Origin of the sequence: Corynebacterium occultum (genome assembly GCF_009734425.1) — a bacterium.
In the GTDB taxonomy this organism is placed as follows: Bacteria; Actinomycetota; Actinomycetes; order Mycobacteriales; family Mycobacteriaceae; genus Corynebacterium; species Corynebacterium occultum.
Genome location: NZ_CP046455.1, coordinates 2,794,390 through 2,819,659 on the forward strand (window position 1 = coordinate 2,794,390; position 25,270 = coordinate 2,819,659).

Sequence of the window (25,270 nt, forward strand, 5' to 3'; positions counted from 1 at the left end):
CGGGGCGCACCTGCTACGGCGGCAGCGCGATGACCACCGTGTGACAGCAAAAAGCGTGCCCCAGGCGGAGATTTCACCTCTCCTCTACCGCAGGTTCTCCTGTTGGTTGTTCTCAGTGCGTAGGTTCGACTTCGCTAGATACGACACGCCTATCACTTAAAAACGACCACCTATCACTGGTGGAATGCATTGAGGAGAACTCATGAAACACCGCACCATCGCCGCTGCCATTACCGTTGTGCCGCTGGCACTGTCTCTCGGAGCCTGGACCATGCCCTCCCAGCTGTCCTCCTCCAGCTCTTCGTTGTCCTCCTCATCCGAGGACACCACCCCTGTCGTCGATGCTGCAGCGAACCTGCCCCAAACCTTTGACCTGCAGTCCCATCGGGGTGGCCGCGGGGAGTGGACCGAGGAATCCGCCCGGGCCTTCGAGGAGTCGATCGCCCTGGGCGCGACCACCTTGGAGTTCGATATCGTCCTGTCCGAGGACAATGTCCCCGTCGTCTGGCACGATCCCTCCATCCAGGCAGATAAGTGCTCCGATACCGCGCCCGCCACCGCCGATGACCCGGAATTCCCCTATGTCGGCAACCTGGTCCACGAGCTTTCCTGGGCTCAGTTGCAGACCCTGAACTGCGATAAGGTGCTGCCCGGTTACCCGGATGCCGAAGCAGTCGAAGGCAATAAGCTCATCCAGCTCAGCGAGGTCTTCGACATCGCGGAGGGCACCGATGTCCACTTCAACATTGAGACCAAGATCGAAGGCGAGAACCGTGCCGACTCCGCCACCCCGGAGGAGTTCGTCGACGCCATCGTGCCCGTCGTGCAGGAGTACGGCGTGGAAAAGCGCACCATGATCCAGTCCTTCGACTGGCGTACCCTGCCGCTGGTGCGCGAACAGGAGCCGGAAATTCCGCTGGCAATTCTCTGGGATGACTCCACCTGGAAGTCCGGTTCAATGTGGACCGGTGAGGTCGACTATGACGCTGTCAACGGTGATATCTTCGCGGCCGTCGATCAGCTGGATATCGAGGTCCTCTCCCCCGGTTACGCCCAGCCCTATGGCGCCTCCGCCGGGGATGCTGACTACAACCCCGTAGCCACCCCGGAGTTCGTGGCCACCGCACACGAGCGGGGCCTTACCGTGGCACCGTGGACGATCAATGATGCCGCCACCATGCACGAGCAGATTGAGGCCGGTGTCGACGGCATCATCACCGACTACCCCTCCACCCTGGCAGCTGTCCTGGATGAGATGGGCATCGAGTACTAACTCACCGCAGTTCCAACCGTGCCGAGTTGGCACGCTCAGCTGGTTAAAGCCCGCTAATGCACGAAGCCTCAGGTCACCTTGCGACCTGAGGCTTCTTGCTTATCGACGCCCGCGGGAGGCCATCAGGTCCGCTCGATTAATCGATGCGGTACTCACGCCCGCCAACAACATAAGCACGAGTGAACTGCGGCTCACCGTTCTTCCACACGAGACCACCAAGGGTGAAGTCAACCCATCGATAGGTGGCACCACCGGTGGCACAGCTCGGATCGCACGTGAGTTCACGAAGCAGAGCTCGACCTGAAGCTCCGTCAATGCTCCAGGAGTTCCAGGTGATGTCGTTGAGCGCTGAATGTCCATCACCGCAGTAGAGCAAGATATACGTAGGACGTACTTCCTTCTCCCCGAAGCCACAATTATTTAACACCGGGGTCGGCTGTACCACCGGAGCAGGGGCCGGAGCCTGCGGTGCGGGTGCCGGCCCCGGAATGATGCCCGGCAGCGGGTTCGGGATCAGGCCCTGCTGCACTGCCCAGGCCCCGCCTGCCGCGGCTGCCCCCAGCACGCCGGCGACCATGATCCCACCGACCAGAAGATCACTGTCAGCAGAAGAGCCACTGCTCAAAGAACTGCCCTGCCCCTCTTCGTGGGCCAGGTCAGCTGGAGCCTCTGCCATCGGAGGCTCGGGAAGGTCCTGCGCCGCAGCGGGGGTCACCAGCGCACTGATCCCGATGATGCCAGCACAGGCTCCGGCTAAAAATTTACGCACAGCAGTCTCCCAAGAGTTGTCCAGGTAAGTGTCGGGAGGAATCTTATCCCCAAGGGGAGAGCACAACCTTCTTTCTCGCCCCTAGGTTCGAAACCCGGCCAAAGAGACTTTGACCTACCCGTCACCCGAACGATTTACACCATCTTGGATGGGTCTTAATGCGCACGCGCACCAAGCGATCAGGCAGATCATCGCCGTACCCAACAAGACTTTCTCACAGCGTGAACTTATTTACTTCATCAAGCAAAGAATGTTCCCTACCCCCCATGGGGGGAAATGCTACCAATAGGCGAGGTTCAGGACCCTGGGCCAGAAATGTAATAAAGCCAGCTAGGAACGACTTTATGCTTTATATTGTCAGGAAACATTTCTATTAAAACATGATTTTCCCGCATTATTTACTTGCGACTTTGTGGCCTTGTCACATATATTTTTCCTCAGAGAGCACGAGTTAACCTGAAGTTAACCTTCTGCGTTTCTGCTGGCGTGACCTGATACCCGGATTTTGTCCCAGGAAGGATCGCGCCAGCCCCTCATCCCTTTTCACCTTTCTTCAGCGCGCCCAAATTTGCAGACGCGGTGAATTGAAGGGTTCATCTTCAAAGGAAAAATAATGAACAAGCTCGCCAAGGGTTCCCTCGCTGCTGCTGCCGGTACGATCTTGCTGCTCGGCGGCGCCGGCACCTTCATGTCCTGGAATGCCGATGCCACCATCACCGGCGGTGCCGTGGCCGCCGGCCACCTCCGCCTGCTGCCGTCCGAGGGTCCCGCCACCTGGGAAGTCAATGAGCAGAAGGTGGAGGATATCTCTGCATTCCGCATCGTGCCGGGTGATGTCGTGGAGTACACCACCCTGGTCAAGCTGGAAGCTGAAGGTGACAACCTGACGGCTTCTCTGGAACTGACCGACGCTGCCATCACGGCCACCCCAGGTGACTGGGCGAGCGAGGCTCTCTCCGCACATCTGGAGAAAGAGGCCATGCTAGAGCTGACCCCGGAAAGTAACCGAATCACCTCGAATGCTGACGGCACCTATGCCATCAATGCTGGCAGCGGCACCATTGTCGAGGATGTCCTCGTCTCAGTGAGACTGGAATTCCCCTTCGCCGCCGGTACCGCAACGGATGAGGATGCCATGAACGGCTCCGTGGACATCAGCGACATGAGTGTCAAGCTCACTCAGACCAACACCAACAATCCGCAGTAGAAAATCACAGTAAAGGGATCCCCACACATGACATCGTGGTCATCACGTCTCCTGATGACTGCCGCCGGATTGGCCGGGGTGGTTCTCCTCACTGTCAGTGCCGCCGGCGGCACCCACGCGATGTGGAGCTCCGATGTGGTGATCCCCGGGGCGGTGCTCACCGCGGGCAACGCAGATATGGATATCCAGTCTCCAGAAGCTCTCGCTCCCACCCCGCTGTTTCCCGGACAGACAACATCCGTTCCGTTTAGCGTGCACAACACCGGCACCGTGGCTCTCGGATTGGCGGTGGATACCCTGACCTGGAACACTGCTGCGACCGAGGTAGAGGCACAACCCTCCTCCGCGCAAGAGGAATTCGCTCAAGCATTGATCTTCAACCTCTGGCCAGACTCCGGCAGCGGATGCGAGGTACCGGCCCCCGGATCTTCCTGGCAGGGCACAGCACCTTTCAGCAGCGGTGACCTGGGAATCACCGTAGCTCCGGATGCCATCCAAAAGATGTGCCTGGCCACCACCTTGTCTCTCACTGCCCCGAATTCCGCCCAGGGTGCCAGCCTCGATTTTCAGCTCACCCTCGAAGGGATCCAGCAGTGAAACACGCCACCAATATCAGCCGGATTTCCACCCGGACCGCCCTCGTTCTCGGGTTGATTCTCGCAGTTGCCCTCGGCGGAACGGGTCTGGCCACCGCGGAGTGGATCATCAAGGACACCGTCCACTCCTCAGTCGAGGCAGGGACGCTGAGCACCGGTATCAGTGGAACTGTTGCGCTGGGCAATACTGAAATCAACAATCATGATTTCACCCGGCCGGTGGCCCTTACCCTGCACAACCCTAATCCGGTGCCGGTGAGTTACTCCCTGGAGCTGGACCCCCTCGCCGGAAATTTGGATCCCACGCAGTTCGAGCTGGCGGTCTGGGAGTCCCTGAGCCCGATCTGCTCCGACACCATCCCGCCCATCGGGATCTATTCCGGTACCTTCACGGATTCCCTGGAGCTGTCAGCAGTGACCGCACTCCCAGAATCCGACACCACAGTATGCGCCGCAACCCGTTTCACTGGTCCGCTGGCCAGCATTGATAAAGGCACCTTGATCATGAAACCCAACTTGACCGCCCACCTGGGCACAAGTGCGTGGACAGCTGTCGCCGCCGGTGATGAGTTCACGCACACCATCTCTACGCCCATCGCTTCCCCGCCCCTCCCGGTAAGCAATCTACAGTGCACCGATGTCGGCGATCATCCCCATAATTCGGGAGTTGAATTGTCCTGGATGCCAGTTTCCGGAGCCACCAGCTACCAGGTCTTTGACCGACGAGGCCAGCTCCTCCAGGAAACGATGCTCAACTCGGTCTTCCTGGACGAATACAGCGGGGGGAAGCACAACCCGGATATCACTCAGGTCGAAGTGGTGGCACTAAACGCTCAGGGCAACTCCACCCCGACACGCCAGAATATCTTCCTCGCTCAGGGTGGCGGCATGGGCAATCATCTGCGCTGCGGACTCTAAGCGCACCCCCACCACGAGCACCTTTCCCACATCAAGATCGGAATCTGTCATGAGCGCACTTCCCACCCGGTTCCGGGGCACCCAAACCCGGACAGTTCTCCCCGAGGACAACTCTCCTCAAGAATCCTCCATCTGGCAGTACCTATGGACCGGACTCTGTGGCGGCATTCTCTCCCTAGTGCTTGGGATGGCTGTCCTGGTGATCGGGGTGCCGGCCGTGGTGGGCGGGATGCCAGTGACGGTTCTATCCGGGTCGATGGAGCCTTCTTATTCCCCCGGGGATCTGGTGGTCATTCGCCCCACCCCTGCCGATGAGGTTCAGGTCGGTCAAGTACTGACCTACCAGCTGCGTTCCGATGACCCCACCCTGGTCACACACCGCGTGCTCTCACGTTCAATGAGCACGAACGGGGAACTCACTTTCATCACCCAAGGCGATGCCAATGACACTCCCGATGAGCAGCCGGTGAAAGCTGTCCAGGTGGTCGGTAGCGTCTGGTATACCATCCCCTGGTTGGGATGGGTGAATCAGGCAATCTCCGGACAAACTCGGCAGTGGTTGATTCCGGTTGCCGCTGGACTCCTCTTTATCTACGCCCTGTGGAATATCTTCGGTGGGTTCATTCATCGTGGCCGCGGCACTAAGAACACTCCCTGATCTAACTCAGTGTGCCGGAGCAGGGAGAATCCCTGGTAGTGGATTCAGGAGCCGCCCCTATTGCACTACCCAGGCCCCGCCGGCCACAACTACACCGATGACAGCGGCGAAGAAAGACCTGCCATGAGCAGATCATCCCCTCTGAGGCCCCGAGAAGATCTCGAGGAGCTGGCGGAAGCCTGTTCTGCATCCCCCGGGTCAAGCTCTGTGGTCTCGGCCTGGCTGCCCCACACACCAATTCCGATGATGCCCGCGCCTATGTCGGCAATGAATTTACGCACCCCCTGGTTCTCCTGCGAATTATTTTCACATGGGTTTCCGCCTGAAATTAGGCCAAGAGGCCACCTTCCCGGGGCTTCTTCCCAGGAATTCTCATTGCGTTGCCAGCCCCTCTCGCTATACTGCCGGCCATGACTTCCGCGCTGCCCCGGTTCCGCGCCTTCCGGAGCTTTAAATACCGCCCCGGCACTCCCTCCCAGCGGCGGGAGGGCACCACCCTGGCCACGGTCATCGCGGCCTTGGCGACACTGAACCTGACAGCCCACTTCACCATTCTGGGCTCCTGGTTCTACACCATTCCCCTGGGGGCTCTCCTACTGCTCGGCTTGGCGAAAGCCCTGGGACTGAGCTGGCGGGATCTCGGGCTTTCCCCTTCCTCCCTGAAACGGGGGCTGGTCTATGGCGGGGTCGCTGCCGGGGTGATCATCGCAGCAGTAGCAGTCGGAGTTGCTCTCCCCCTGACCAGGGAATTCTTCCTCAATGAAACCTATGCCTCCACTCGCACGGCCCTCTTGGCCGCGCTGGTGATCATTCCGCTGAAAACCGTGCTACCCGAAGAGCTCGCCTTCCGTGGTGTCCTGCATGGTTCACTCAAGAGACTCGGCGGAATGAGGGCCGTGTTCATGGGAGGTTCCCTGCTCTTCGGTTTCTGGCACGTGGCTTCTTCGTTGCATTTGACCGCTGGAAATGCCGGATTGAGCGGGGTGTTGGGAACCGGAACCTTCGGCCAGTGGGTGGGTATCGGACTGGCGGTGATCGCCACCTCCTGCGCCGGCGCCGTCTTCACCTGGCTGCGGTACCGTTCCCAGTCCATCCTTGCCCCGATAGCCCTGCACTGGGCCATGAATGCGGTGGGGGCATTGGCTGCGGCCGCTGCGTTTCAGCTGGGTTGAGGGGTGCCAGCGCCCTACCCGCCCAGACCTCCAGCACCGGCGGGGTTCCCCTCCCGGATCGGGCAACCCCTTTTTCATCATCTTCGCGTTCCCCGACGCGGACCGGGCAACGCCAACACCCCGTGGATTCCGTCCCCCGGGTGGATCCCACGCTCTTCTTTGAACTTTCCCCGCCTGCCCCTGATCGGGGGAACTTGCGGCTCGGGGTTAATTGGCCCATCCCCTCGGTTCTCCCCCTGATTGCAGAGGGAAGGCACTCCCCGTTCTTCGGTTCACCTGCAACTTTCTTCTGCGGCAGCAGGACCGTGCCCCAACCTGGGCGGGCAGTGAAAGCCAGGATTCCCCAACCTCCGCTTTGAAAGCACCAATCATCAGGGCCCTATACATGCGAAAGGGACTCAGGTAAGCAGGTGGTTAAGGAAAATCGCATTCATCCCGAGGAGAAGCACATGCCCCGTCCGCTCCGTACTTTCACCCGTAACGCCATGATTGCTCTCGCCAGCGCCACCCTGGTTCTCGGCGCCACCACCGCCCCCGCTCAAGCCCAGGCCGCCACTCCGGTCGGGATTTCCATCGAGAATCTTTCCGCCCCGCTATCGCCCGAGCTTCGGGCGATAATAAACATCTCGATTGGATTCCCGGTGGTCATGTCGTCGCTCTTGTCCTCTGCGTTCTCAGAGCAATGCAGTCTCCTTGATACCCGCGCTTGCTGAGTAAGAAGCGAATCTCCCTGCGGGGATATCCCATGGCGGTGGCGAAACCCTCACCTAAGCAACCAACAGCCCCAATCCTAGGCCATTGGGATTGCTCCCCGGAGACTGAGAAATCAGCCACCAACTGATGGGAGTACAGTTTTCTCAGCACTGGGGGATATGGGTTCAGGGTTTCCGCAGATCGGGCCAGGTGATCTGATCCAGGATTGAATACGCACCCCCACCCTGATTTCTCCCACAGCCAACCCACGTCCCCACCTTGATCTCCATTAAGCTCGGTTCCCTTAGCCCGGTGCAGCCAGCACCAGGCATCACCACTGGTTCCATCACTGATTAGGGAGGTCGACGTGGGCCGTCATGCCCTCGCCGCCGATAAGTCCACCACCTCAGCCCCGGCATCGGGGAGCACAACTTTCTGGCGGAGGATTCTGCTGGGGTTCCTGATCCTCTGCGGGATCGCCACCACCATCGGCCTGGTTGCCCTGTGGCCACCGGATGAGGAACCGGCTGTCTCTCCGGAGTTCGCCAACACCTTCTCCCTGGGCCAGAACCAGGTTAATGCTGAGGTCACCTCGGTCACCCAGGGTGCCTGCCAGTCCACCGTCACCGGCAAAATCATCGACATCATGCCAGCCGCGCCCATGACCTCCCCGGACCAGACCTGCGACAATGCCATCGTCCAGATCCAGGGTGGGGAGAATGAGGGCAAACGCACCCTGCTCATCACCTATGGTCAGCCCGGTGAGCCAGAGCTGCAGGAGGGTGATCAGATCCGCCTCATGGAGTCCCTGGGTGCGGATGGTTCCCTCTCCTACAGTTTCACCGACTATCAGCGTGGCAATGCCCTGCTGGTGTGGGGCCTGCTGATTGCCGCCGCGATCATCCTCTTCGCCGCCCTGCGTGGTGTCCGGGCGCTGGTCGGTCTGGTGATCACGTTGATGATCCTCGGGGTGTTCCTACTGCCTGCCCTGGTGCACGGTGGCCCGGCCCTGCCCTTGGCAGTGGTCGGTGGTTCCACGATCCTCTTCCTGGTGGTGCTCCTGGTCCACGGTTTCAACTGGAAGTCCTGCGCGGCCCTGGCCGGAACCCTGCTCTCCTTAGGTATCGCCGCGGTCCTGGCTTCCCTGGCCATCGACACCACTGATCTCCGGGGCCTGGGAGATGAGTCGAATCTCCACATCTTGCTCTACCTGCCCGAGGTCTCGGTCACCGGCCTGATGCTCTGTGGTTTCATCATCGGTGCTCTGGGTGTGCTCAACGATGTGACGATCTCCCAGGCTTCCACCATCAATGAGCTTGCCGAACTGGAACCGGACGCCTCCCCCACCCGTCTCTTCCTCGGCGCCATGAAGGTGGGTCGGGATCACATTTCCTCGATGGTCTACACCCTGGTACTTACCTACACCGGTGCCGCACTCCCCCTGCTGCTGCTCATCTCGGTTTCCCAACGCCCCCTGCTGCAGACCCTGAGTAGCGATATCGTGGCCACCGAACTGCTGCGTTCCGGCATCGGCGCCCTCGCCCTGACCCTGGCGGTCCCGATCACCACGCTGATTGCCGCGGTGGTCGTCCCCAACCGGCAGGCTCTGGCCACCGCCACCGCTTAACGACGCCCCCGGCATGACAACAGCGCGCGGCCCCTTCCCAGGGCCACGCGCTGTTGTCATTCAAATGGTTTTAGAGGCTGCGCCCCAGGGCGGTCAGGTTCCAGCCGGCATCCTGCCAGGCCTGGACGGGAAGAACATTACGGCCGTCAATGATGACCTTGTCAGCCACCAGCTCAGCGGCACGCACCGGATCAATCTCCCGGAACTCCTGCCATTCGGTGGCCAGAATGACAATATCTGCGCCCTTGAGCGCATCATCAGTCGACTCAGCGTAGGTCAGAGTCGGGAACACCTTGCGGGCATTGTCCATGCCCTGCGGGTCATAGACGGTTACCTCTCCACCTGCCAGGGAGAGGGAACCCGCAACGCTCAGCGCCGGGGAATCCCGCACGTCATCAGAGTTTGGTTTGAAGGAAGCACCGAGCACCGTGATGTTCTTGCCCAGGGCACTGCCCCCGCAGGCATGCTTGGCCAGCTGAACCATGTGGTCACGGCGTCGCATGTTGATGGCATCCACCTCACGCAGGAAAGTCAGTGCCTGATCGGCCCCCAGCTCGCCGGCTCGGGCCATGAAGGCGCGGATGTCCTTGGGTAGACAGCCACCTCCGAAACCGAGGCCGGCGCCCAAGAACTTCCGGCCGATGCGCTCATCCAGGCCGATGGCATCCGCCAGCTGGGTGACATCTGCGCCGGCGATCTCACAGATCTCAGAGACAGCATTGATGAAGGAGATCTTGGTGGCCAGGAAGGCATTGGCGGATACCTTGACCAGCTCAGAGGTTGCCAGATCCATGACCAGGAAAGGGGTTTCGGCTTCAATCGCGGTGGCATAAACCTCGCGGGCGATCTCTTCTGCCGAGGACTCCCCCTTGCGGATTCCGAGCACGATGCGGTCCGGGGTGAGGGTGTCCTTGACCGCATACCCCTCACGCAGGAATTCCGGGTTCCAGGCGATCTCCACATTGGCTTTGTCTCCAGCCAGCTCATCTGCCAGTTCCTGAAGCTCTGCAGCAGTTCCCACAGGGACAGTGGACTTGCCCAGGATCAAATGGTCCCCCTCCAGCAGCGGAACCAGTGACTCAATGACCGCACGCACGTAGGTGACATCCGCCGCGTAGGAGCCACGCTTCTGGGGGGTGCCCACACCAAGGAAGTGCACATTCGCGAACTCCGCCACTGCCGCGTAATCAGTGGTGAAGTTCAGCCGACCACTTTCGAGATTGCGGCTGAGCACCTCAGGGAGGCCAGGCTCATAAAAAGGGACCTCACCCGACTTCAGCAGATCAATCTTGCTCTGGTCAACATCCACGCCCAGCACCTCATGGCCAAGTTGTGCCATGCAGGCTGCGTGGGTAGCACCTAGGTAACCTGTACCGATCACTGTCATACGCATAAGGCACCTTTTTACCCCGTGTACGTGAACGAGGGCTTAATTCCGGTTGAATGCAGGTGAGGAACCCTTCCGATGTCCTTGACCTGCAGGTTCTAGGATTCTGAAATCAGTCCCGAAAGTTCAGGTAGGCCCGAGAGGGGGTAGGACCACGCTGTCCCTGATACTTGGAACCCAGTTTTCCGGAGCCATAGGGGACCTCTGCGGGGGAGGTCATATCGAAGAGGGCAAGCTGCCCGACCTTCATTCCCGGCCACAGCATGATGGGCAGGTTCGCCACGTTCGAAAGCTCCAGGGTGATGTAGCCATCAAATCCCGGATCAATGAATCCAGCGGTGGAGTGGGTCAGCAGACCCAGGCGCCCCAGGGAGGACTTACCCTCGAGACGGCCCGCCAGATCTGCCGGCAAAGTGAAGCGCTCCAGGGTGGAGCCGAGCACGAACTCACCTGGGTGAAGCACAAAGGGTTCATCCTCATTGACCTCGACCAGACTGGTCAGCTCATCTTGCTGCATTTTCGGGTCAATGTGGGTGTATTTGGAATTATTGAATACCCGGAAGAACCGGTCCATCCGCACGTCAACGCTCGAGGGCTGAACCAGAGATTCATCATAGGGTTCGATCCCGAGTTTTCCGGAGTCAATGGCGGCACGAATGTCACGATCTGAAAGAAGCACGTATCTCAGTGTACGTCACAGCTTTTCCCACCCCGAGTTGCCGTGAAAATTCAGCAACGGTGTAGAGTATTGGAATAGTTCCTCAGAGCACTTCGAGGACGCTGCCGATGTAGTTCAATGGTAGAACTCCTGCTTCCCAAGCAGGTGGCGCGGGTTCGATTCCCGTCATCGGCTCCAAACCATGAAATATACGTTCATGGACCAGCCGGGTTCTAGGAATTGAGAGTGTTCTGAATTCCAGGGAGCCCGGTTTTCAGCATCCCTAGCATTCTCACCACAAAGCGGGTGCCACCGATCCCCGGCGACACCCGCTTCCCTTCGAGACAGGCAACTTCAGCCGCTAAAGACCAGCGCCTCAGCCTTCTGGGGCACGAAGTCCTCGATTCGCTTACCGACGCCGAGAAGCTCTGCGATGGCGGCAACGGCGCGCTCAGAAGCCTTGCCGTCACCATAAGGATTCACGGCATTAGCCATACGCTCATAAGCCTCGGCATCGGTGAGCAGCTCGGTCACCTCATCGACGATTCGGTCCTCACCGGTGCCGATGAGTCGGACAGTGCCGGCTTCGACCGCCTCGGGACGCTCGGTGTTTTCCCGCATGACCAGGACCGGCTTACCAAGGCTCGGCGCCTCCTCCTGGACTCCACCAGAGTCAGTGAGCACGATGTATGCACGGCCCATCAGCTTAGTAAAGCGGTCATAGGGTGCCGGCTCGGTGATGAGGATGTTGTTGCGCCCCTCGATCTCCGGGAAGACGGCGGCTCGGACAGCCGGGTTCAGGTGGGCCGGCAGGACCAGGAAAACTTCGGGGAAGCGCTCCGAGATACGACGCATGGCTCGGCCGATGTTCGCCATATCTTCGAGGTTCTCACGGCGGTGGGTGGTCACCAGAACCATCTTCCGATCCTCCGCAGCGAAGGTCTTCAGTCGCTCATTGGAAAACTGGGTATCCCACGAAGCCGCCTCTAGGAGAGCGTCGATGACGGTGTTGCCAGTGACCACGATGTCGCGCTCCGGAACGGCCTCGCGCGTTAGGTTAGCCTTGGACATCTCCGTCGGGGCCAGGTGCAGGGAGGAGACCTGCCCGATCAGCTTACGGTTAGCCTCCTCCGGGAAGGGGGAAAGGAGGTTTCCGGTGCGCAAGCCCGCCTCGAGGTGGACGATCTTGATCTGACGGTTAAATCCGGCGATAGCGGCAGCCATGGCGGTGGAGGTGTCACCCTGGGAGATGACTACGTCGGGCCGCTCCACCTCGATAATCGCATCCAGGCCACTGATGGCGCGGGCGACGATTCCATTAAGGGACTGGCCGGGGCGCATGATGTTCAGATCATGGTGCGGGTTAATGCCGAACATCCCATTGACCTGGTCCAGCATCTCACGGTGCTGGCCGGTGGAGACCACAACAGACTCCAGACGCGGATCAGCCTCCAGAGCCTTAATAACCGGAGCCACCTTGATGGCCTCCGGACGGGTCCCGTACACAGTCATGACCTTCGGATTCGACATACTTTTCCTTCACTACTTCCGTTTGAATCAGCATTTTCGCGGTGCCAGATTCATGAAAACATGAATTTAAACTGAAAAAATTCCTGTAATTTGGTGCGGGCTTTCCCAAACGTACCACGGGATTTTTACACGACCGTAAGAATTGGGATGATAGCTCATTGAGCAATGGTTAGCTGTGCCTCGAAGTAGGATGTCACGAAATTCGGAGCCCCCGAAAGTGCATGACTTGCGTCTCCACTTCCCTTCAGGCCAAACACTTGGCCCGGATCATTGATACCTTATTTCTTGTAGTATCGGGCAACTCCACAATCAGCCCCATAAGTTCTGGAGACAAACTCCCCCCTGCAGATTTCGCACCCTAACGGAAAGTTGAATATTCATGAGCATCTCCTCGGTCGCATTCGTCGGTCTTGGCTACATCGGGCTCCCGACTGCAGTTGTCCTCGCCAACAGTGGCATGGATGTCACCGGTATTGATATCAAGGCCGAGAACGTCGAGCGGATCAACCGGGGCGAGGTCACCATCGTTGAACCCGGTCTTGAGGAGGGACTGCAGCAGGCCCTAGCCTCCGGCAACTTCCGGGCCACCACCGATATGGTTCACGCCGATGCTTATGTGGTCGCCGTCCCCACCCCCTTCACCGACAACCACGATGTCGATATGAAGTTCATCTACTCCGTGGCCGAGTCCATCGCCCCCAAGCTCGAGGGCGATGAACTGGTAGTTTTGGAGTCCACCTCCCCGCCCAAGACCACCGAACGCATGGCCGCCCGCATTCTGGAGCTCCGCCCGGACCTCATCGCCGACGGTGCGCCGAACCCCGAGGGCAAGCCGGTCATCTTCTTCGCCCACTGCCCTGAGCGGATCCTGCCGGGCAAGGCCATGGAAGAGCTGATCGCCAACGACCGGATCATTGGTGGCGCCACCGAGGAAGCCACCAAACGCGCCACCGAGATCTACCGCTCCTTCTGTCAGGGCGAGCTCCTCCCGACCGACGCGGTCACCGCGGAGATGGCCAAGCTGACCGAAAACTCCTTCCGCGACGTCAACATCGCCTTCGCCAACGAACTGTCCCTGATCTGCGACAACCTCGGCATTAATGTCTGGGAGCTGATCGAGCTCGCCAACCACCACCCCCGCGTCAACATCCTGCAGCCGGGCCCCGGCGTCGGTGGCCACTGCATCGCCGTTGACCCGTGGTTCATCGTCTCCTCCGACCCCACGAACTCGCAGCTCATCCGCACCGCCCGCGAGGTCAACGATGCCAAGCCCGAGTGGGTCAAGGACAAGGTCGCCCAGGCCGTGAAGGAGACCGGCGGTTCGACCATCGCAACCCTGGGTCTGGCATTCAAGGCCAACATCGACGATCTGCGCGAGTCCCCGGCCCTGGAGATCACCAAGGACATCGCCCAGAGCCTGCCGGAGAGCACCATTCTGGCTGTCGAGCCGAACATCCAGGAGCTGCCCAAGGCCTTTGATGGTCTCGAGAACATCAAGCTGGAGGAGTGCACCGCCGCTCTCGCAGCCGCTGACGTGATCGTTCTCCTCGTCGATCACAACGAGTTCAAGGACATCACCGCCCACCAGATCAAGGGCAAGGCGCTCGTCGATACCAAGGGCCTTTGGAAGTAGCCTCCAACCGGAGATTCACTCCGTCCACTCACACCCTGAGCTCTCCACTAACGGGAGAGCTCAGGGTGTGAATTTTTCTCAGCGCTTCGGGTGGAGTGAGTCGTAGAGCTCGAAGAGCCGACGCCCATTGTGCCTCCAGGTCCGGGTCCGGATCCACTCCCCGACCTCCGGTGCCGAACCCACCCTGCTGATAGCCCGGGCCAGTGCCTCCGGGTTCTCTGCCTGCGTGTACTCGGCCAGTCCCCCGGTCACCTCGCGCAGCGCGGGCAGGTCTGAGGCCACCACCGGCACACCCAGCGCCTGCGCCATCAGTGGCTTCAGAGGAGTCACAGTGCGGCACACCGGGGTGTCCTTACGCGGCACGACGAAGACATCCAGACTGGCATACCACTTCCAGATCTCCTGCTGCGGCTTTCTCCCGGGGAACAACACCCGGTCCTCCACACCGAGCATCTTCGCAAGTTTCTCCAGTTCAGGCCGGGCAGTCCCCTCCCCCACGATGAGCACCCGGGTCCCCTCCGGAAGGTACTCCAGGGCACGGATCAAGGTGTCCAGCCCCTCGTAATCCACCACCGAGGTCACCGACCCGATCAGAGATCCCTCCGGCAGTCCAAGCTCGGTCCGGAGTTCGGCCCGGGAGTAGTCCCTCCCGACCTCCTGCTCCTCGATCGCATTGGGGATGACCTGGATTTTAGAGGCTGCGACACCGCGGTCCACCAGCTTTTGCTTCGACACCTCGCTAAGAGCCACCACGGCCGAGGCCGCCTGGCAACACCGAGTCTCCTGCTCCCTCGCCAGCCGGTAGAACTCCGACAGAGCCGCCTCCTCCTGCTGCTCTGCCGGCCGGCGGGACAACCAGGTGCCCTCCAGCTCACCTCGCACCTCATAGACCCAGGGGATCCCGAGTTCAGCGGCCGCATGCGAGGTGACTAGGGCGTTCTTGAAGTCAGTGGTGGTGTGGAGGATCGTCGCATTAAAGCGTCGCGCCCGCTCCACAATCATCTTGACCGCCAGGTCATCCCGTGACCGCAGGCTCCGGGGATAAACCCAGGGAAGCAGCCGCTCATAAGAGATCCCCTTCACCTCCTGAATCAGCGAACTCGGGATCTTGCCCACCAGCACCGGATAGGCTAGCCGTGTCACCGCGTGCACGGGTACTCCCGCCTCGGTGGCCGCCTGAAGGACGCTCTGGGTACGGACGGTATAACCCGAGTTGGTAAAGGGCTGGCTATTGGTCAGTACGTAGAGCACTCGGGCCTCCGCCGCAGCCACGGCTTTGATACCTGGCACTGGACGCTCACGGAGCTGGGAGAGACGCTGCCTGGTGATCCGCCCCAGGTGACGCTCAGCTCGGGATGCCTGCCCTGCAACTCCTTCGATTGCCTCGATCCCGGCGCTTAGCTCACCCCGGTCGATGAGCTCCCGAGCCAAACTGGAGCCCGTCGGAAGATCCGGCAGCAGCGATACCGGAAGCCCTGCGAGGAAACGGTTGTCTGCGGTGCGCACCCGTTCCTTCGCCTTGGATAGGAAACCCTGGGGGTCCTCCAGCGCCAGACGGGTTCCAGCGGAGCCCAGGAGGGTAAGAGTTCGCAGGAGGAGGGCAGGTCGTATCACGGCCGCGCGGTCCTCTCCACCAGTCCTAGCAGCCGGGGAGGAACTACGTGTTCGCGCTGCTCCGCCACCCAGGCCTGCCCGGTGCCGGTGATCCGCAGGCGGGAGCGGTCCTTCGCCAGGGTCACCCACAGATCGGCCAAAGCCTGCGGATCCTCGGCCTCCACGATATCTCCGGCCTGGTGCTCCCGGATCAACTCGGCGGTCTCACCGTTAATGACCCCGGAGATGTGGAGGCCAGCCGCCATGAGTTCATAGGTCTTCGAGGGAACGGCGGAACCCAGCGGTTCCCAGTCCGTGAGGTGGACCAGCGCGGTGTCCGCCCACTCGTAGTGGCCCTCTAGGGCATCCGCCGGTCGGCGTGACTCAAAGGAGGCCTCGACTCCCAGCTCCTTGGCGCGCTCCACCAGGGCCTTCTTGGTGGCCCCCGCGCCCACGAAACGCAGGTGGACGTGCAGTCCCTGCTGCTCGGCAAGGTAGGCCGCCTCTAGTGCATTCGCCAGGTTCTGCGCCCTTCCCAGGGTGCCGGCGTAGAGCACATTGAGGGAATCCGCCGAGCCCTCATCCTTTCCGGAGGCCACGTAATCCGTCTCCGGAGGGAACACATTGCGCACCGTGATGACCTCACGCTCAGAGTTCGCGGGCTGCCCCTCAAGCAGATCCCGGCGCAGGTGCCCCGAGGTCACAACAATGCCCGCGGCCCCGGCCAGCACTCGGTGCATGGTGAATCGAGTCGCGGTACTGGCTGCCTGCAGCGGCCCCCGGGACAGGAGCTTCTCCCGCAGGGAGCGCTGTCCCGTCCCCTTATTCCACTCTCGGGCCTGGTCCAGCAGTTCCGGCCAGTTGTCCCGCAGATCAATGACATAGGGGGAACACAGAATCCAGGCGCTCAGCCAGGTGGTCAGAGCTGTGGGCAAGGCTGGGACGGTTCCGATAATGAGGTCGGGACGGTAGCCCTTGAGTACCCCAGGGCGCTTCAGCACCACCCACAGCGATCCGAGGGCCACCGTTGACTGGTTGATCGCCTTCTGGGTCAAAGAGCTTCCGGAGGGAACAAAACCACTCCGAATGATCAATTCCCCGGACTGCCCCCTCCCGGGTTCCCGGTGGGAGGAGAATTTACGTTCCTTCCACCACTCCCGCAGACTCAGATTGCGAAGATAGTGCGGCGGAGGTGCGATGACGGTGACCTCATGGCCCGCGTCGCTCAAGATCTTGCTCAGCCAGGTCCAGCGACGTTGGGGGACACCGTTCTCAGGATGCCAGTACTGGGAGAGAACGAGAATTTTCAACGCTGAAGCCTACATTCGAATACGGCGGACAAGACGGAAGCGGCGGGACTTCACCCGATCCGCGTCGGAATCAGGGTATCAGTTGCAGGCGATGCCGAATAGGCTAACAAAGTCCTTTATCAGCTTAATATTCGAACGCCTCCGACTAAAGGATCCGAATAAGCGAAAAACCCGGTCCCACCGCGGGACCAAGATCTCATGCAAATATTAGGAACAACGCACAATCGGCTGGGGATCATAGACGGTGGTTTGAGTCTCCCGGGAAATCTCATTACCCGATAGATCCCGGATAATGCGAGTGTCCGAGGTGGTGAAGCCCGGCGCGCCACCGGAGGGCGAGCACTCATCGGCGGGCACGCTCACCGTGTTCGGGGAAGTCTGGGCCCAGCGGCCGCCGTTGACGGATTCCACCTCGACGGTCTTGACACCGATGATGCTCACGGTCAGCTCGCTATCGCTCATGCTGGTGTCGATCCGGATAGGAGAATCGGAGGTGTTACGGAACTGCAGGTCAATGGCCCCATCAAAGATGGTGGCCTCACGCCCCGCCGGGTAGCGGTTAATGTAGTAGCTGTGCGGGGTGTGGGCCACGTCTTCCATACCTGCGAAGTAGGCGGCGTTGTAGAGGGTGGTGGCGAACTGACTCACGCCGCCGCCGACGGCGGTATCGGCCCGGCCGTTGAGGATGATGCCACCCTCGACGTAACCCTGAGCGGTGCCGCGGGGACCGGTGAAGCCGTTGAGCGAGAAGGTCTCCCCCGGCAGGACCACGGCGCCGTTGACGGTGCGGGCGGTGATACCCATGTTCGTGCCGGAGGTCTCGGAGAAACCGCCGGTGGTGAAGGTACCCATGGTGTTATTGAAGGTGGCGGCCTCGGCCTGCTCGGTGGTGAATTCGGCTGGGTCATCGATGTAGATGACCTCGAACTCCTTCTCACCTTCCCCGGTGATGCGTTCCGGCAGATCGGCCAGGGTCTCCTCCCAGTTAATCTCCTCACCGTCGACGCTCGGGGTGATGGCCTTAGAGCCACTGGCGAAGCTGATGTTCGCCTCTTGACGTTCGTGCTCGGTGGCCCCCAGGGTCTCGTTGAGGATGCCCTGAGCGGCCTCAACGTTGACGTCGGTGCGGAAGGATCCGCCCTCGAAGTGGAAGGTGACCACCTCAGGCATACGCTCCGGCGGGATGATCCCGTCGATCTCCTCGCGGCCGTGGGCCACCAGGGGGGCGGCCACGGCCCGGGCTGCTGGGCCCTCGGCGACTTCCTGGACCGAGTCGTCGAGGATGGCGGGCTCGGTGATCTCGGCGTCGAGCTCCACGCCGGCCGGGTCCAGCCAGCTGGTGGCCAGTGCGTCGTTAAGTTCTTCGCGGCTGATCGTCTGGCCGTTGACGGCCGGGGTGGTCTCTACTGCCCCGGTCTCGATGGTGACGGTGGCGTCCGTGGGCTCACGGGTGAGATCCCTCTCGACTCGGTCCAGAGTGGGGGTGAGCACGGCAGGGTCGACATCACTGACGATGTCGACCTCATAGTCCCGGGACAGCCCCAGCAGGCGGGTCACCGGGTTGAGGGACTGGGTGCCGGCGGCCTCGACGGTCTCCTGCCAGTTGACGCTGATGCCGGATTGGGCCGGGATGAGCTGGGACTGAAGCTCCCCGGCGTGGATGATCACCGGCTCCTCGACGGCCCCACCGAGGCTGTATTCCAGGGTGGTGCGGGCTTCCTCGGGGGACATTCCGCCGATGGCGATTCCGCCGACGGTGGCTCCGCGAGGAACCTTATCTTTGTTCAGAAAGTAGTCGACCCCGAGGACGACTGCGGCGATAGCAATGAGGCCGACCAGAGTCCCGATGAGGATCTTCGCTCCGCGACCACTGCTTTTCCCATGATTAGGTTGACTCACACACCCAGGGTATCGCTGTAGAACTTAATCTCATACTTAAATCGGCTCTATCACTTCCGCTGTTATTAGAAAGCCACGCCACAAACTGCGCCTAAATTCTCTCGGCCGCTTCGTGAATGCAGTCCTCGGAAATCTCACCCGAATGGATGGCAGCCACGACGTGTCAATGACCTCGGGCAACGGCTGTTCACGGGACCACAGCGGCTGATCCGGATCCGCCCGGCGGCAATGTCTGTGGCCACAGCCTCGCGGCTTGGTCTTGACCGGTGACAAGGATCGGGTGCAGGTGCACATAGCGCGGGGACCGGACATGCCCGGCCAGGGCAATCCGGCAGGCGGCCTCGACCCGCTCAGCAGAGTAGCGCCGCGTCAACCGCAGCACCGCTAGGGCCACGTTCAGGCCCTGCTCGTCGACGGCCACTGATTCGAAGATCCGGTTGACCACCACCGTCGCGGACGGCCCGACCCGACCTGCCCACTCCCGCACACGCGGGGCGTCCCAGGGTTGGTAGCGCTCACCGACGGGAGATCAGCATCATTGGTGCGGTACTGATTGGCTGATCCCTCGGGAAGTAGCAGGTGACTGCTCAGCCGCTGATGGCCGGAGTAGATCTGCAGCACCCGATCGGTGATCCGCAGGACCCGGTCGGTGATCCGCAGATCCACACTCGTGCCGATATGGGTGACTGGCACTGCAGTCAGAAATTCTCCTCCCACACCACGTGCCCGTTGCGCCCGACACGAAGCCCGTAGACCCACCGGCTGATCTCATAGGCCTCACCACACTCGGTGACGGAGGCCGAGCGGATCCGACAGCCGGAGCGGGAATGACGCGCGCGGGTATTTGGTACTGAAGTTCTGGTGATCGGGTACCTCTGTTCTGCTCATCGGGTACCGGGGGTAATTATAGCTCTCTCAAAACAAAAGCTTCCTGATAAGCGTGTTTGAGCGCTGATCCGCTTCACCAGGGTTGTTGACTTTCTAACCATGGCCGCAACCTTGACCACCGCCCTCACGGGTGAGGAAATCACCATCCTCAAAACCTATAAACGCTCCCGATTCAGCCTCGTCCAACACAAAGCCGAAGCACTCCTGCTTCTTGATGACGGCGTGACCCCGGACATCATCGCCCGGTTCGTCGAGCGGCAACCCTCCACCATTACCACCTGGATTCTGGAGTTCAACCGACTACGGATCGCCAGCCTTTTCACCGGCCACGCAGCCAATACCAACGCCTCAAAACTCACCCCGGCACAACGCGCAGAGATAGCCACGGCCCTATCCCAGCCGCCGTCCGCTAGGGGCATCCCAGCCCAGTTCTGGACCGTGCCACAGGTAAAAGACTGGATAGCCAGCCAGTTTGATGTCGTCTACGACTCTGATACCACCTACCACCTGCTGCTTCGGCATGCGGGCCTGAGCTTTAAATACCCACAGGTCTTTGATAAACGCCGCGGCAGTGACGCAGACATTGATGCCCGGATGGCCCAGATCCGTGACGAGATCGCAGATGCACTTAAAGATCCAGGCCAGGTGGTTTTTGCTGCTGATGAAGTCCGTGTTGAGCATGAAGCAGAAGTACGTAAAGCCGGGATACACAAGGGTCATCCCACAACGTTAAGTGTGGATCGCATCCGTCGGGCACAGTCCTACATCGGGTTCCTGTCACAGACCACCGGCGAGGTGGATTTACTGCGGTTGACGTGGCAGAACACCGAGACCATCACCCGGGCACTGACCACCTTGGTGGACAGGCATCCGGGCAAGAAGATCACCGTGGTGTGGGATAACACGAGGTGGCACAGGTCAAAGAAGCTCCGCGAGCACCTGGGTGAAGGCAATGTATTGGCCAACGTGCACCTGGTGTGGTTGCCACCCTATGCACCGGATCATAATCCGATTGAGAAGGTGTGGAACGAGGCGAAAGCAGCGATCAGCAACCGCCAGCGATTGCACTTTGAGGACACCGTGGTTGGGTTTGAGACGTTTATTGCGTCATCAACTTTTTCCTACCGGATCTGACCTGGTGGGTGAAGCTTTTGATTTGAGAGAGCTATACCTTCGCGGTCATCGAGCAGATGTTTAACGCCAGGAAAGTCGAAGCTCAGGCCTATAATAGCTGCCTTGCGGTGCTGGCACTGTCGAAGGATTTCTCCCGTAGTGAACTCGAGCAGGCCTGCGACGTCGTCATCCGCACCCGCCAGGTGCCGTCGGTACGCAGGATCAAAGAGCAGCTGACCGATCATCGCAAACATCCCCCAGTCACGGTAGAACCCACCGCCCCCGCAGCGTCGACGACCCCGGGTGCGTTGAGCTTTCCTGGGTTTGATGGAGGGTGGGAAACCACGGAAGGATAGATCCTATGCCCGCCCCGAAGAAGTACTCCGACGAGCTCAAAGCCCGAGCAGTCCGCCTGACCCTAGACGCCCTCAGCGACCCGGCCACCAAACACGGCGCCTACAAGCGCATCGCAGCCCAGCTCGACCTCAACGCAGAGACCCTGCGAACCTGGGTCCGCCAAGCCCAGATCGACAACGGTGACCGGCCCGGCAACACCACCAGCGACGCCGAGCGCCTGGCCCAACTGGAGAAAGAAAACAAAGAACTACGTCGAGCCAACGAAATTCTGAAGTCTGCGTCGGCTTTCTTCGCAGCGGAGCCAGACCGCCCCTCCCGGTAGTCATCGACTACATCTCTTCCCACAAGGACTGCTTCGGTGTCGAGCCGATCTGCCGATCGACAAAACCGTCCCCGCAGAGCTGGACGTGCATGTCATCTGCGATAACTACGCCACCCACAAGCACCCTACAATTCAGACCTGGTTGGGGAAACATCCTCGGTTTCATATGCACTTCGCCCCGACGTACTCCTCGTGGATCAATCAGGTTGAACGGCTCTTTGCCGAGGTGACTCGCGAACTTCTGCAACGCAGTGACCACCGAAGCGTGCAGGCCCTGGAAAAAGACCTGCGCAACTGGGTGAAAGCGTGGAACGAAAACCCCCAGCCGTTTGTCTGGACGAAAACAGCCGAGGAGATCCTGTCATCCATCGCCCGTTACCTACAACGAATTAACGGCGCAGGACACTAGTAGTTGTTTTCCTCATTACCGTGAAAACACCAGGCTAATGTGGCCTATCCATGTGTTCCTCGACAACTGATGAAATGATCTTTAGCGCCCCCAGCGAATCGCCGACCGCCGAGGAGTAGTCCAACTCTTGCTGAGACAACGGCGATCCGTCATCAATCAGACCCCAGATCCTTGCGCCCGATCCCCGATAATCCGACAACTTGGAAGGAAGGAAGGGGTTAATACTCAATCCGGCGTTCCGGGAAATGTCATTCACGAGGAGAACATCAAATTTTGTCGTCGCATTGAGGAACTCCATGTAGGGAAGATAAGGATTGATCTTCACCACATCATTCAGGTTCCATTGATCAACTTTCTTCTTCGCCTCCTCAACGGAATTGCAGAAAATATGGAGCATGACCTGGGATCTTTCCTCGGCTCTACAATTTATCAGCGCCGTGAACAGGTCACCTAGTCCACGATTCGTGTAGAAGGAACCAAAATAGCCGATGTTCACTACGGAATTTGACAAATTGTAATTCGATTCGACGGCGAAATAGGAACTCTTCGTGGGCGTAGGATGTGGCCGGACAACAGACTTCTCCTGCACCATGTGACGAAAGCTCGGCTCATAGTGTGAGAGCATGTAGTCCATCTGATTCTGGTTCGTAAAAATCACTTCATCCGCAAGGATAAACGTCGAGATCTCGACGAGATCAAACAGTGTTTCCACCTCCCCCACTTCATAATGATGAGCCTCCACAACATCAAAAAGTGACTTCGAGACATTATTGTGGACCAAACCACCAGGCCGCTTCTGACCGTCAACTCCGAATCGAAGCGGATCGGAGAACTCTGCGGTCCAGACAACATGTGGGTTCCGCCGCTTGTAGAGCGCAGCAGCCACATGAGAACCAACCCACAACGCCCGAGAGTAGAGACTGCGGTAAGATTTTTCCTCCGACAGACTCTCCGCACGTTTCAAGGCTTCCTCTGCAAACTGCGAAATACTCGCCCAACCAGCAAAAGAAGGCGCAGAATTGATCACGATTCTGTCTTCAATCCAGCGCGCCGACAGGAACGACGACGACTGATCCTTGCGCCGAACCTTAGACATATCATTTGAGATAACGTCTACGTACTTCTGACGCTCTGCGATAGCCTTTTCCGCAACTACTGCTGAGGTGTCCGAAAATGGCGAGAAGCAATACGAAATTACAAGATCATGTGCTTTTCCCCTGTTCACAGTACCCCATGGAAAATCGAGAAAACCCAACGATCCCAGATAGTTCTCCAGGTCCTCTGCTTCCTCCGGATGCCCGTCCAAATATCGCTTCACAAAACCTAGTTGGGCATTCTCCAGCTGTTGCCTAGCTGCCAAATTGACTTCTGGAACGGCAATCCTACGCAGCTCAAAAATGCAATCAACTCGCTGCTTGACGTTGAAGTCGAAAGATTCAGGTTGGCGTGACACAGAATCAGGGCTCAGAGTACGTAGGTAAGCACTATCGGAAAGTACTTCAGAAAAGACAACTTTCAAATCACTCGTGCTGAGAAGATTTGCAAAGAAGACTAAATCTTCTCCACTCCTCAGTTTTGTGCTGTATTTGAACTTCATCAACTGGTAGACCGAAATCAGCTTGCACGCATTGAAACCCAAAACCCATGGAACCTCTTTCAACGGAACAGAGGTACCCGATCGTTCGGAAATCTTCGTATTGAGAGCATTGTTCTCATCCCTACCAGATTCAGAGCAGTTGATGATGGGACTAATCACGACTGCATCTTCACTCGCAAGACTAAAGGAATTCTCCAGAAAATGCGGTTCAACTTGGTCATCTGCATCAATAAAAGTTATGTACTCATACTTCGCGAGGGAAATACCAATATTCCGAGCGTTCCCAGCATTAGATACATCTGAGCCGAATACTCTCAAATTGAAATCTGGGAACTCTTCTGCAAAGTCGTGGATTGCCTTTTCAGTACCATCATCCGGTCCGTTGCAGACGACGATCACTTCAAACTTCGAGTGATCTAGAGACTGTTCTTCGAGCGAGCGTAGAGTTTCAATAACGGTGCCCACCGAGAGGTATGAAGCAACGATGACAGAGATTCCACTCTCATACCTTCTGCGAACCTTCGGGTCTTTCCAGTCGCGATTCTGAAGACGATCCAGCCATTGCCGCTCCTGCTGAATTGCAGTTCCACTTTGAAGCAGCTTATAAGCTAATACAGTATTTGTTAGGTCAGTCATGCCCTGTTATTCCTTCGCGCCCAGTACTTCAGTGTCATCGATCCCAGTTTGGAACTGGCAAGTGCGTTGTAACTGGACTGCAGTTTGGAGTGCTCGGAATCCAGCTCTCGCAGTTTCCCATCTAAATCACTATTCACTGAAGAAAGGTCAGCAACCTCTTCCTGGACAGCTTTGAGTTCAAGATCCTGCGCCTTCTTCTCCCTCTTCACCCTCTCCAGCTGAGAGAAGACATTGTCATATTTCGAATTTGCGTCGTCGAAGTGTTCAAGAAGGTAGGAGTACCGCCACAGTAGCTGTTTAAACAGCTGAGGAGGCATGGGCACCGATTCACTTCCAATTTCTTCCAAAAGCTCAGGAGTCGAAGGGATAAGACCAGGCCGTTTGGCAGAAATTTCCTGATCTCCCGAGGCGGAAAGGAGCAAATGTGCGGTACCTTCGACGACCCGAAACTGTGAGAAATTCGCGCGCTCAGCTACCGGGGAGAGTGCATGGGCAATATCAGACCGTCGCTCAATGTTCCAGATCAGTTCAAGTACGACATCGGTATTCTGAAGAACCCTGTCCGCAATTGAATTGAGAATTACTGGGTCTGAGTTTGCAACTACCAGCCTTGTCGGGCAAGAGATCTCCTCGATCTGAGGTAGCTCTTGAATGAACCGACTCTCTGAAGGCAAAAATCGTAGATCAAGTTCATCCATTACCGCACTATCTATATACGCGAGTACGACTGCAGGAGAACCAGCTATCAATTGCATCCTAACGTTCCTCATTTCTCTCGGGATTCTGCGGAGTCACCTATGGGAGCCTCTCGCTCCGCTGACTCAGCTCAACCAAGCAGTATCACACGCAAAAAGGGACTTGCTCAAGTGGCTGCTTCACTGGGGAGATTTTACCCCAGAGAATGGTCCACCACGACCTGAAAATTCGCATCACAGAGGCAATTGCTACTGGGAACTTTGGCGTCGGTTCACCTCAGACTAATATGCCCCGAGATCTGCTCACTACACAGATTGGTGGGTAAGGAA

General features: G+C 59.0%; 22 protein-coding genes and 1 tRNA gene. 14 read left to right on the top strand and 9 right to left on the bottom strand.

Annotated features, from left to right (window positions below; translation table 11 throughout):
* The first annotated feature begins 202 nt into the window (after positions 1 to 202).
* On the top strand, positions 203 to 1,273 hold the full coding sequence (locus COCCU_RS12680; RefSeq protein ID WP_156232010.1) for a glycerophosphodiester phosphodiesterase family protein: 1,071 nt from the start codon (positions 203 to 205) through the stop codon (positions 1,271 to 1,273).
* Between the two features lie 136 nt (positions 1,274 to 1,409).
* Here the strand turns inward: COCCU_RS12680 and COCCU_RS12685 are convergent, their stop codons facing one another.
* Positions 1,410 to 2,042 (bottom strand): hypothetical protein, encoded by a 633-nt coding sequence (locus COCCU_RS12685; protein WP_156232012.1) that lies wholly within the window; start codon positions 2,040 to 2,042, stop codon positions 1,410 to 1,412.
* A gap of 613 nt (positions 2,043 to 2,655) precedes the next feature.
* Here COCCU_RS12685 and COCCU_RS12690 point away from each other — a divergent pair.
* The 7 genes from COCCU_RS12690 to COCCU_RS12720 all read left to right on the top strand — a co-directional run bounded on the left by COCCU_RS12690 (position 2,656) and on the right by COCCU_RS12720 (position 8,913).
* Positions 2,656 to 3,249, top strand: a complete 594-nt coding sequence (locus COCCU_RS12690; RefSeq protein WP_156232014.1) for an alternate-type signal peptide domain-containing protein — start codon at positions 2,656 to 2,658, stop codon at positions 3,247 to 3,249.
* 27 nt (positions 3,250 to 3,276) lie between these two features.
* A complete protein-coding gene (locus tag COCCU_RS12695) occupies positions 3,277 to 3,846 on the top strand; it encodes a hypothetical protein (RefSeq protein ID WP_156232016.1) in 570 nt (189 codons plus the stop codon).
* Positions 3,843 to 4,763, top strand: coding sequence for a hypothetical protein (locus COCCU_RS12700; RefSeq protein WP_156232018.1), 921 nt, complete (start codon positions 3,843 to 3,845; stop codon positions 4,761 to 4,763). The genes COCCU_RS12695 and COCCU_RS12700 overlap by 4 nt, the downstream gene beginning before the upstream one ends.
* A 49-nt stretch (positions 4,764 to 4,812) precedes the next feature.
* Entirely contained in the window at positions 4,813 to 5,421 is a 609-nt protein-coding gene (locus COCCU_RS12705; protein ID WP_156232020.1) for a signal peptidase I, read from the top strand.
* Positions 5,422 to 5,831: 410 nt separating this feature from the next.
* Complete coding sequence (locus COCCU_RS12710) at positions 5,832 to 6,593, top strand: CPBP family intramembrane glutamic endopeptidase (RefSeq protein ID WP_156232021.1); 762 nt, start codon at positions 5,832 to 5,834, stop codon at positions 6,591 to 6,593.
* A gap of 449 nt (positions 6,594 to 7,042) precedes the next feature.
* Positions 7,043 to 7,306 carry a hypothetical protein gene (locus COCCU_RS12715; RefSeq protein WP_156232022.1) on the top strand — a complete coding sequence of 88 codons (264 nt, stop codon included), beginning with the start codon at positions 7,043 to 7,045 and terminating at the stop codon, positions 7,304 to 7,306.
* Positions 7,307 to 7,653: 347 nt separating this feature from the next.
* Entirely contained in the window at positions 7,654 to 8,913 is a 1,260-nt protein-coding gene (locus tag COCCU_RS12720) for a YibE/F family protein (RefSeq protein WP_156232024.1), read from the top strand.
* A 70-nt stretch (positions 8,914 to 8,983) separates the two neighbouring features.
* Here COCCU_RS12720 and COCCU_RS12725 read toward each other — a convergent pair whose 3' ends face one another.
* Both COCCU_RS12725 and dcd read right to left on the bottom strand, forming a co-directional pair.
* Positions 8,984 to 10,306 (bottom strand): UDP-glucose dehydrogenase family protein, encoded by a 1,323-nt coding sequence (locus COCCU_RS12725; RefSeq protein WP_156232026.1) that lies wholly within the window; start codon positions 10,304 to 10,306, stop codon positions 8,984 to 8,986.
* Positions 10,307 to 10,412: 106 nt separating this feature from the next.
* Positions 10,413 to 10,979 (bottom strand): dCTP deaminase, encoded by a 567-nt coding sequence (gene dcd, locus COCCU_RS12730; RefSeq protein ID WP_156232028.1) that lies wholly within the window; start codon positions 10,977 to 10,979, stop codon positions 10,413 to 10,415.
* A 103-nt stretch (positions 10,980 to 11,082) separates the two neighbouring features.
* Here dcd and COCCU_RS12735 point away from each other — a divergent pair.
* Positions 11,083 to 11,156, top strand: a tRNA-Gly gene (locus COCCU_RS12735).
* A gap of 156 nt (positions 11,157 to 11,312) precedes the next feature.
* Here COCCU_RS12735 and wecB read toward each other — a convergent pair.
* Entirely contained in the window at positions 11,313 to 12,488 is a 1,176-nt protein-coding gene (gene wecB / locus COCCU_RS12740; protein ID WP_156232030.1) for a non-hydrolyzing UDP-N-acetylglucosamine 2-epimerase, read from the bottom strand.
* A gap of 379 nt (positions 12,489 to 12,867) precedes the next feature.
* Here wecB and wecC point away from each other — a divergent pair, with 379 nt between their 5' ends.
* Positions 12,868 to 14,121, top strand: coding sequence for a UDP-N-acetyl-D-mannosamine dehydrogenase (gene wecC / locus COCCU_RS12745; protein ID WP_156232032.1), 1,254 nt, complete (start codon positions 12,868 to 12,870; stop codon positions 14,119 to 14,121).
* 78 nt (positions 14,122 to 14,199) lie between these two features.
* Here wecC and COCCU_RS12750 read toward each other — a convergent pair whose 3' ends face one another.
* From COCCU_RS12750 to COCCU_RS12760, 3 genes are all read right to left on the bottom strand, one after another.
* Positions 14,200 to 15,735 carry a glycosyltransferase gene (locus COCCU_RS12750; RefSeq protein WP_197088366.1) on the bottom strand — a complete coding sequence of 512 codons (1,536 nt, stop codon included), beginning with the start codon at positions 15,733 to 15,735 and terminating at the stop codon, positions 14,200 to 14,202.
* Complete coding sequence (locus COCCU_RS12755) at positions 15,732 to 17,024, bottom strand: glycosyltransferase family 4 protein (RefSeq protein WP_156232036.1); 1,293 nt, start codon at positions 17,022 to 17,024, stop codon at positions 15,732 to 15,734. The genes COCCU_RS12750 and COCCU_RS12755 overlap by 4 nt, the downstream gene beginning before the upstream one ends.
* 207 nt (positions 17,025 to 17,231) lie before the next feature.
* The gene (locus COCCU_RS12760; RefSeq protein WP_156232038.1) at positions 17,232 to 18,923 is read right to left on the bottom strand and encodes a VanW family protein; all 1,692 of its coding nucleotides are present in this window, start codon (positions 18,921 to 18,923) and stop codon (positions 17,232 to 17,234) included.
* 987 nt (positions 18,924 to 19,910) lie between these two features.
* Between COCCU_RS12760 and COCCU_RS12770 the strand changes: the two genes are divergently transcribed.
* The 4 genes from COCCU_RS12770 (at position 19,911) to COCCU_RS12785 (ending at position 22,012) form a co-directional block, all read left to right on the top strand.
* Positions 19,911 to 20,945, top strand: coding sequence for an IS630 family transposase (locus tag COCCU_RS12770; RefSeq protein ID WP_156232040.1), 1,035 nt, complete (start codon positions 19,911 to 19,913; stop codon positions 20,943 to 20,945).
* A 56-nt stretch (positions 20,946 to 21,001) separates the two neighbouring features.
* Positions 21,002 to 21,280: a hypothetical protein gene (locus tag COCCU_RS12775; protein WP_156232042.1), complete on the top strand. Its 279-nt coding sequence runs from the start codon at positions 21,002 to 21,004 to the stop codon at positions 21,278 to 21,280.
* Between the two features lie 5 nt (positions 21,281 to 21,285).
* On the top strand, positions 21,286 to 21,603 hold the full coding sequence (locus COCCU_RS12780; RefSeq protein ID WP_156232044.1) for a transposase: 318 nt from the start codon (positions 21,286 to 21,288) through the stop codon (positions 21,601 to 21,603).
* Positions 21,604 to 21,682: 79 nt separating this feature from the next.
* Positions 21,683 to 22,012 carry a transposase gene (locus COCCU_RS12785; protein WP_269434475.1) on the top strand — a complete coding sequence of 110 codons (330 nt, stop codon included), beginning with the start codon at positions 21,683 to 21,685 and terminating at the stop codon, positions 22,010 to 22,012.
* A 34-nt stretch (positions 22,013 to 22,046) separates the two neighbouring features.
* Here the strand turns inward: COCCU_RS12785 and COCCU_RS12790 are convergent, their stop codons facing one another.
* Together COCCU_RS12790 and COCCU_RS12795 are read right to left on the bottom strand one after the other, a co-directional pair.
* Positions 22,047 to 24,245 carry a glycosyltransferase gene (locus COCCU_RS12790; RefSeq protein WP_156232046.1) on the bottom strand — a complete coding sequence of 733 codons (2,199 nt, stop codon included), beginning with the start codon at positions 24,243 to 24,245 and terminating at the stop codon, positions 22,047 to 22,049.
* Complete coding sequence (locus tag COCCU_RS12795; protein ID WP_156232048.1) at positions 24,242 to 24,943, bottom strand: hypothetical protein; 702 nt, start codon at positions 24,941 to 24,943, stop codon at positions 24,242 to 24,244. Before COCCU_RS12795 ends, COCCU_RS12790 begins: the two co-directional genes overlap by 4 nt.
* Between the last annotated feature and the right edge of the window lie 327 nt (positions 24,944 to 25,270).

Bases quoted from the DNA above. Each gene is read 5' to 3' on its own strand.
- COCCU_RS12795 (WP_156232048.1), bottom strand. From the start codon at position 24,943: ATGGATGAACTTGATCTACGATTTTTGCCTTCAGAGAGTCGGTTCATT.
- wecB (WP_156232030.1), bottom strand. From the start codon at position 12,488: ATGTCGAATCCGAAGGTCATGACTGTGTACGGGACCCGTCCGGAGGCC.
- COCCU_RS12725 (WP_156232026.1), bottom strand. From the start codon at position 10,306: ATGCGTATGACAGTGATCGGTACAGGTTACCTAGGTGCTACCCACGCA.
- COCCU_RS12780 (WP_156232044.1), top strand. From the start codon at position 21,286: ATGCCCGCCCCGAAGAAGTACTCCGACGAGCTCAAAGCCCGAGCAGTC.
- COCCU_RS12775 (WP_156232042.1), top strand. From the start codon at position 21,002: ATGTTTAACGCCAGGAAAGTCGAAGCTCAGGCCTATAATAGCTGCCTT.
- COCCU_RS12790 (WP_156232046.1), bottom strand. From the start codon at position 24,245: ATGACTGACCTAACAAATACTGTATTAGCTTATAAGCTGCTTCAAAGT.
- wecC (WP_156232032.1), top strand. From the start codon at position 12,868: ATGAGCATCTCCTCGGTCGCATTCGTCGGTCTTGGCTACATCGGGCTC.
- COCCU_RS12770 (WP_156232040.1), top strand. From the start codon at position 19,911: ATGGCCGCAACCTTGACCACCGCCCTCACGGGTGAGGAAATCACCATC.
- COCCU_RS12680 (WP_156232010.1), top strand. From the start codon at position 203: ATGAAACACCGCACCATCGCCGCTGCCATTACCGTTGTGCCGCTGGCA.
- COCCU_RS12690 (WP_156232014.1), top strand. From the start codon at position 2,656: ATGAACAAGCTCGCCAAGGGTTCCCTCGCTGCTGCTGCCGGTACGATC.
- COCCU_RS12715 (WP_156232022.1), top strand. From the start codon at position 7,043: ATGCCCCGTCCGCTCCGTACTTTCACCCGTAACGCCATGATTGCTCTC.
- COCCU_RS12695 (WP_156232016.1), top strand. From the start codon at position 3,277: ATGACATCGTGGTCATCACGTCTCCTGATGACTGCCGCCGGATTGGCC.
- COCCU_RS12710 (WP_156232021.1), top strand. From the start codon at position 5,832: ATGACTTCCGCGCTGCCCCGGTTCCGCGCCTTCCGGAGCTTTAAATAC.
- COCCU_RS12705 (WP_156232020.1), top strand. From the start codon at position 4,813: ATGAGCGCACTTCCCACCCGGTTCCGGGGCACCCAAACCCGGACAGTT.